The organism is Kitasatospora sp. NPDC085879 (genome assembly GCF_040686255.1).
GTDB lineage: Bacteria > Actinomycetota > Actinomycetes > Streptomycetales > Streptomycetaceae > Kitasatospora.
In genome coordinates this window covers 1-6,142 of the sequence record NZ_JBFBJZ010000152.1, presented here as the reverse complement: position 1 = coordinate 6,142, position 6,142 = coordinate 1, and the positions used below count along the sequence as shown (strand labels likewise).

General features: G+C 76.7%; 7 protein-coding genes. 5 read left to right on the top strand and 2 right to left on the bottom strand.

The features are described from left to right. Positions 1-160: 160 nt before the first annotated feature. Together AB0P35_RS41315 and AB0P35_RS41310 are read right to left on the bottom strand one after the other, a co-directional pair. Positions 161-892 (bottom strand): YcnI family protein, encoded by a 732-nt coding sequence (locus tag AB0P35_RS41315; RefSeq protein ID WP_363521599.1) that lies wholly within the window; start codon positions 890-892, stop codon positions 161-163. A 143-nt stretch (positions 893-1,035) separates the two neighbouring features. After that, positions 1,036-1,836: a hypothetical protein gene (locus AB0P35_RS41310; RefSeq protein WP_363521596.1), complete on the bottom strand. Its 801-nt coding sequence runs from the start codon at positions 1,834-1,836 to the stop codon at positions 1,036-1,038. 227 nt (positions 1,837-2,063) lie between these two features. Between AB0P35_RS41310 and AB0P35_RS41305 the strand changes: the two genes are divergently transcribed. From AB0P35_RS41305 to AB0P35_RS41285, 5 genes are all read left to right on the top strand, one after another. Further along, positions 2,064-2,717, top strand: a complete 654-nt coding sequence (locus tag AB0P35_RS41305; RefSeq protein ID WP_363521593.1) for an ATP-binding protein — start codon at positions 2,064-2,066, stop codon at positions 2,715-2,717. Between the two features lie 65 nt (positions 2,718-2,782). Continuing rightward, entirely contained in the window at positions 2,783-3,013 is a 231-nt protein-coding gene (locus AB0P35_RS41300; RefSeq protein WP_095873733.1) for a hypothetical protein, read from the top strand. 55 nt (positions 3,014-3,068) lie between these two features. After that, positions 3,069-4,346 carry an amidase gene (locus tag AB0P35_RS41295; RefSeq protein ID WP_363521589.1) on the top strand — a complete coding sequence of 426 codons (1,278 nt, stop codon included), beginning with the start codon at positions 3,069-3,071 and terminating at the stop codon, positions 4,344-4,346. Positions 4,347-4,385: 39 nt separating this feature from the next. After that, positions 4,386-5,021: a TetR/AcrR family transcriptional regulator gene (locus AB0P35_RS41290; protein WP_095873732.1), complete on the top strand. Its 636-nt coding sequence runs from the start codon at positions 4,386-4,388 to the stop codon at positions 5,019-5,021. A 126-nt stretch (positions 5,022-5,147) separates the two neighbouring features. Next, a complete protein-coding gene (locus AB0P35_RS41285; RefSeq protein ID WP_363521587.1) occupies positions 5,148-6,044 on the top strand; it encodes an alpha/beta hydrolase in 897 nt (298 codons plus the stop codon). The last annotated feature ends 98 nt before the right edge of the window (positions 6,045-6,142 follow it).

The following is a 6,142-nucleotide window of genomic DNA, read 5'->3' as shown; positions in this document are numbered from 1 at the left end:
GGGGGGGGGCCGCCGGCGCCGCCCCCGCCCCGGGGGGCGCCCCCCCCCCCCGGGGCGCGGGGGGGGGGGGGGGGGGCCGGGGGGGGGGGCCCCCCCGGGGGGGGGGGCGGGGCGCCCGGGCGGCCCCCACCGCGAGGGGTGCGGCCCGCCGGGCGCCGGGTCAGGAGGCGGGGCCGTTCTTGCGTCGCAGGCCGGCCACACCGAGCGCGGCGCCGATCACGCCGACGACGATGCCGACCACACCGAGGGTGCGGGCGGTGGAGTCGGAGGACTTCGCGGCGGCCATGTCACCCGAGGCGTCCTGGGAGGCGTGGTGGTCGGCGGCCGGCGCGGCCGAGGCGCCGGCGGCGGCCTTGGTGAGGGTCAGCACCGGCGCGGGCTTGGCGGGCTCGGGCTGGCCCTCCTTGGACTCCTCGATCCAGCGGACGACGTCGCCGTTGTCGTAGGTCTGCAGCGCCTTGAAGGTCAGCTTGTCGGTGTCGGTCGGCAGGGCGCCGAGCGAGACCCGGAACTCCTGGAACTGGCCGGGAGCGATCTTGGTGCCGGCGTCCGCAGTCCACGTGATCTTGGAGACGGCCTCGGTGATGTCCTTTCCGTGCGAGCTCAGCGGCTTGTCGAGCTTCGACTTCTCCAGGACGGCCGTCCAGCCCGGCAGCGGCTGGATGCGCACCGACGCCATCGGGTGGTCCATCGGCAGGCTGACCTCCAGCTTCACGGTGGAGGCGGTGTCGCTCTCGTCCGGCACCCGGAACGCCACGGCGGTGTAGCCGCCCTGCGGGACGCTGCCCGGCTGGACGGTCACGTGGGCGGCGGCCGGTCCGGCCAGCGCGAGAACGGCGGCACCGGCGACGACGGCGGCGAGGGCTGTCCGGCGGGCAGGAGTGGTACGCATGATGGGCTCTCCCTGGGGAGCGGGGCGCACGGCGGAGACAGGCCGCGAGGAACGTGCGCCGGGCTGGTGGTGGGGCTGGTACGGGCCGCCCGCATCGGTGCGGTAACGGCCGGCAGCGCGCGCCACGAGCCAGGTCGGGCCCGTCAGCGCGCGAACGCCGCCACCGGCGGTCCGCGCCGGACGAGGCTGTGCACCAGGGCCACCGCCCCCGGCAGCGGCACGTCCTCCGCACGCCGGCGGGGCACGGCCGGAGCGGCCGTGGGCACACCCAGCAGTGCGGCGGCGAGCATCGCCACCGCGCGGTTCAGCGGCAGTGCCCACTCCCGGGCCGCCGCCGCGGTGAGCTTCAGCAGACGCCACAGCGCGGCCTCGCCGCGCCGCAGCCACCAGCCGGCCACGACCGCCGCCGCCAGGTGGCCCAGCAGCATCGCCGGGCTCGTCCCGAACAGGCCCGAGGCGGCGTGCCCGGCACCCGCGGCGGCGTACGCGTGCGGGTCCAGGCCGGCGTCGCTGATCACCTGCTCCGCGGACGTCCCCGGGGGCAGGTGCGTCACGCCGTTGCCGGGGACGTCGTCGCAGAGCAGCCGCCCGGCGGCCTCCGGCATCGTCATGCCCGCCATGTGGTGGGCGCGGGCCGGGGTCAGCGTGTGGAAGAGCAGGTGCAGGCCCAGCTGGCCGACGCCGAGGGCCCCGACGATCGCGGTCAGCGAGCGCTCCCGCCCGCCGAGCGCCGCCGCCAGCAGCACCACCGCGGCGAAACCGGCCGCCAGCGCGGAGGGTGCGACGTCCCCGCCGCCCACCGCCGCGTGCCCGGCGGCCGCGACCAGCGTGCACACCAGCGCGAACGGTACCGCGCGAGCCACCCGCAGGTCCCAGGCCGCGGCCGGCACCCCGTCGGAGGGTGCGGCGGCGCCTGCGAACGGGGCGACGGGGTGGGCAGTCATGGCCGGGCCATCATCTCACCGCTCACACCGCCCCCACGGGCAGGGTGGGAAATACGCCGAATGACCCTTTCGGCCCGGCGTGCGGGCCGAACCGCGCGCCGCGCGGCACACTGTTCCGCATCAGTCCATCCGCCGAACGAGCGGTCCCGGCCTGAGCCGACGGTTCACCGTCGAAACCCTCGGAGATACCTAGGTGTATGTGGAGCCGCAGCCAGGAGGGACCTCCCGTGGACATCTGGTGGACTCTGCACCTCAAGCGCGACCCGGCCAGTGTGCCGCTCGCCCGCCGCATCCTGCTCGGTGCCATGGACACGGCCGGTGTCGACCCGCAGATCGCCTACGACCTCGGCGTCGCCCTGACCGAGGCCTGTGCCAACGCCGTCGAGCACGCCGCCACCGGCCGCCCCGACGACGGCTTCCAGGTCACCGCCTCCATCGCCGGCGACCGGCTGCGGATCGAGGTCGTCGACTCGGGCCCCGGCCTGCCGCCGATCGCCCCCGCGGTCCCGGGCGTCCTCCCCGCCGCCGGGCACCGCGTCCAGGCCGCCCCCGCGCCCCGGCCGGCCGGCCGCCGCCGCCGCACCCGCCGCGGCCGCGCCACCCTCGGCCCCTCAGCGCTCGCCGGGCACCGCCCCCGCCGCACCGACCGCCCCGCCCCGTACGACATGCACGTCCTCCCCGCCGGCCGCCCCGCCCCGGCCCGCACCCCCGACCCGGACGTCCTCCCCGACCTCTCCGCCGAGTCCGGCCGCGGCCTCTTCCTGATCCACGCCCTCACCGACCACGTCCAGCTCCGCAACCACCCCCTCCGCGGCGCGATCGTCAGCTTCGACAAGATCCTCAAGTGGCAGGACGACGCCCTCCTGCGCGCCGCCTCCTGACTGCACCCGGCCGGCCCCCGCCGTTCCGGATTGCCGGTCGCCCCGCCCCGGCGCAGCATGGCGGCATGAGGTATGAGATGCGCGCCGAGTACGGCCCGACCGGCCCGTCCGACGGGGTGAAGACCTGGCACATCGCCCACGACGGCTCCATGACCGCCCTGTGCGGACGGGAGCTGGACGCCACCGCGACCGTCCAGGACCCGGAGCTGTGGTCCCGTTCACCGGACCTCAACTGCCACACCTGCGGGGCGCTCTTCCTGCGCGAGACGCCGTACATGCCCGCCGAGCACGAGTGATCCGGATCGCCCCTGCGGGGTGCGGCGGACCCGTAGCGTGGGCGCCATGGAGCCGATGACGCCTCTGGTCCCCGCCGCCGCCCGCCTGCGGGCCGGCGATCCGCCGCTCACCGAGCACGTCGAGCGGCTGTGCACCCGCATCGACCGGATCGATCCGGCGCTGCGCGCCTTCGTCCCGGAGCCGGGCCGGCACGACCGCCTGGCCGCCGCGGCGAAGGAGCTGGAGGCGCGGTACCCCGATCCGGCTGCGCGGCCGCCGCTGTACGGGGTGGCCGTCGGGGTGAAGGACGTGGTGCACGTCGACGGCCTGCCCACGCACGCCGGTTCGGCCCTGCCCCCGGGAGTGCTGGCCGGTCCGGAGGCCTCCCTGGTCGGACGGCTGAAGGCGGCCGGGGCGCTGATCGCGGGCAAGACGGTGACGGCCGAGTTCGCCGTCCTCGCCCCGGGCCCGACCCGCAATCCGCACGACCTGGGCCACACCCCGGGCGGGTCGAGCAGCGGTTCGGCGGCGGCGGTCGCGGCCGGGCTGGTGCCGCTGGCGATCGGCACCCAGACGGTCGGGTCGATGATCCGACCGGCGGCGTACTGCGGCGTGGTGGGCTTCCGCCCGACGTACGGGCGGATGCCGGTGGACGGGGTGATCCCGCACGCGCCCACGCTGGACACCATGGGCTGCTACGCGACCGACCTGGCCGGTGTGCGGCTGGCCGCACCGCTGCTGTGCGACTCCTGGGCGGAGCCCGGCGGGGCGCCACCGGCGGAGCCGGTCCTCGGTGTACCGGTCGGCGGCTACCTCGACGAGGTGGACCCGGAGGCGCTGGCCGCGTTCGAGCGCACCGTCCGGGGGCTCGGCCTGCCGGTCCGCCGGGTGGACGTGCTCGGCGACTTCGACGCCGTCAAGCACCACCTGCGCACGGTGATCCGGTACGAGCTGGCGCAGGTGCACCGCGACCTCTTCACCCGCTTCGGCAGCCTGTACCGGCCGGAGACGGTGGCCGCGATCCGGCACGGCCGGGAGATCGACCGGGCCGACCACCGGGCCGCGCTGGCGGCCCGCGACGACTTCCGGCGCCGGGTGGCCGCCGTGACGGCCGAGCAGGGCGTGGACCTGTGGGTGACCCCGGCCGCCACCGGCCCGGCGCCGCTCGGCCTGGACTCCACCGGCAGTGCGGTGATGTCGCTGCCCTGGAGCCAGGCCGGACTGCCCGCCGTCTCGCTTCCGGCCGGCGCGCTCGGCGGGCTGCCGCTCGGCCTGCAGTGCGTGGGCGCGGAGGGCGGCGACGAGCGGCTGCTGGCCGCCGCGGCCGTGATCGAGGCCCGGCTCGCGGCGTAGGCTGGCCGCCGACGGCGACGGCTGCGGCGGAGGAGCACGGTGGAGACGCCGACCACGGACGGGCGGGTGCAGCGGGGCAACGAGACCCGCCGCGCGGTGCTGGGGCGCGCCGTGGAGGTCGCCTCCGTCGAGGGCCTGGAGGCACTGTCGATCGGCCGGCTGGCCACCGACCTCGGACTGAGCAAGAGCGGGGTGTTCGCCAGCTTCGGCTCCAAGGAGGAGCTGCAGCTGGCCGCCGTGCGGGCGGCCCGGCGGATCTTCCAGGACGCCGTGATCGCCCCGGTCGCGGACATGGAGCCCGGGCTGGGCCGGCTGCGGGCGCTCTGCGACTCCTGGCTGGCGTACTCACGGCGCCGGGTCTTCCCGGGCGGCTGCTTCTTCTACGCCGTGTCGGCCGAGTTCGACGCCCGTCCCGGACCCGTCCGGGACGCCCTCGCGGCAGTGGCCCGCGAGTGGGAGGAGCACCTGACCGAGCTGGCGCGGGCGGCCCGCGAGGCCGGCGGGCTCAAGGCCGACACCGACCTGGAGCTGCTGGTCTTCACGCTGGTCAGCCTGCTGGAGACGGCGAACGCCCAGTCGCTGCTGTACGGCGAGGACAGCCGCTACGACCTGGCGGCGGCGGGCATCCGGGCGGCGCTGCGCGGTGCGGCGACCGCCCCCGAGCACGTGGCCTGACCACTCCGCGACGCGTTCCGTCCTGCCTGCGGCCCGGAGAACTGGCGCTAAAACTGCACGAACGGTCGTGCTAATATCTGGATCCGTCAGGCTCCACCCACCCCGCACCTCCACCGGGGAGACTCCATGGACCGCACCAAGACCCTCGTCGGCGCCGCGCTCAACGCGGCCGCGCTGATCTCCCCGGACCTGGCCGGCCGGGCCGCCTTCGGGATCTTCTGCCGACCCGCCGGGCGCAGCCGCGTCCGCCCCGCCGAGCGCGAGGTGCACGACCGCGCACGGATCTCGCACCTCACCGTGGCCGGCAAGCGCGTCGCCGTCTACCGCTGGGGCGACGGCCGCCGGCCCGTCCTGCTGGTGCACGGCTGGCAGTCCCGGGCGTCGCGCTTCGCACCGCTGGTCGCCCGGCTGCTGGCGGCGGGGATGAGCCCGGTCGCCTTCGACGCGCCGGGTCACGGCGACTCGGCCGGCTCGACCACCACGATCCTGGAGTTCCGCGAGATCATCGGCCGGCTGCACGAGCAGGACGGCCCCTACGAGGCGGTCGTCGCGCACTCCTTCGGAGTGGCCTGCGCCTTCGCCGCCCTGGCCGAGGGCCTGCGGGCCGGCCGGCTGGTGGCGATCGCCGGGGTCACCGACCTCCGCTTCCTGATCGCGGGCTTCCGCGCGCAGCTGCGGCTCTCCGAGCGGGTCGCACGGCAGGTCGCCCGCCGGATGGAGAAGGTGCTCTTCCCCGGGGCCGCGGCGGACTGGGAGCGCTTCGACGTCGCCGGACGGCCGCCCGGGGCCGTTCCGCCCACCCTGCTGGTGCACGACGAGGACGACCCCGTGGTGCCGTTCGGCCAGGCCGACCGGCTGCGGGCCGCCCACGGGGAGCGGGTCCGGCTGCTCGCCACCCGCGGACTCGGCCACCGCCGGGTGCTCACCGAACCCTCGGTGCTCGACAACGCCCTCGGCTTCCTCACCGCGCCGCTCGCTGCCGGTACGGAGCCGCTTGACCGGTCCGCGGGCGCCGCGGTCTGACGCTCCGGTGCCGAAAACACGGCGGGCGGGCCCCGTCCGGGGCCCGCCCGCCCGGAGGGGCGGGGGAAGCCGGCGCTCTTTGGGGGGAAAGGGCGGTT